General features: G+C 39.9%; 2 tRNA genes and 1 rRNA gene. All 3 read right to left on the bottom strand.

Going from position 1 to position 791, the window contains the following annotated elements:
• Window positions 1–170 precede the first annotated feature (170 nt).
• A tRNA-Ala gene (locus tag AC1DY0_RS19080) sits at window positions 171–244 on the bottom strand.
• Between the two features lie 144 nt (window positions 245–388).
• A tRNA-Ile gene (locus AC1DY0_RS19075) sits at window positions 389–462 on the bottom strand.
• Between the two features lie 147 nt (window positions 463–609).
• Window positions 610–791, bottom strand: a 16S ribosomal RNA gene (locus tag AC1DY0_RS19070); the annotation flags it as partial.

The following is a 791-nucleotide window of genomic DNA, read 5'->3' as shown; positions in this document are numbered from 1 at the left end:
CTAGGCATCCCCCATACGCCCTTATTTTGCTTATTGTACCAATCATTCAGTTAAGAATGACCGTTTTTTTTCGATTTTCCAATAAATTAGAAAATCTGCTTTCTACTTTTTATTATTTCTTATCTCAATATGTCAATGAACTTTTATGCTGAATTTATTTCAGCATCTTGTGGAGAATAACGGAGTCGAACCGTTGACCTCCTGCGTGCAAGGCAGGCGCTCTAGCCAGCTGAGCTAATCCCCCAATCTTTTTTAATTATGAATTGTGAATTATGAATTATGAATTGTTGTAATTCGTAATCTTTCAACCCTAGAATTTCCTTTCAATCTGTTTTCTATGAACGTCTTTCAATTTATAATTAACAATTAATAATTGATARTTATTTTGTTGTCTCGGACAGACTCGAACTGTCGACCCCTACATTATCAGTGTAGTACTCTAACCAGCTGAGCTACGAGACACTCTTCATTCTTATTTTGCGCTTTTTTTATTTTACGCATGTTTTTTTAAATTAACAGCAAGAGTAATATAATCTTCGGTCTTGAAACCAAATAGTCCTTTTCGTCTTCTTTCCTCAGCGTGTCTTTCAACTAACACTAAGGCTCTAGAAAGGAGGTGTTCCAGCCGCACCTTCCGGTACGGCTACCTTGTTACGACTTAGCCCTAGTTACCAGTTTTACCCTAGGCAGCTCCTTGCGGTCACCGACTTCAGGCACCCCCAGCTTCCATGGCTTGACGGGCGGTGTGTACAAGGCCCGGGAACGTATTCACCGGATCATGGCTGATATCC

It is taken from the genome of Flavobacterium sp. P1_E4 (assembly GCF_056405915.1).
The sequence above is the reverse complement of the archived record's forward strand: the minus strand, read 5'-3'. Positions and strand labels throughout refer to the sequence as shown.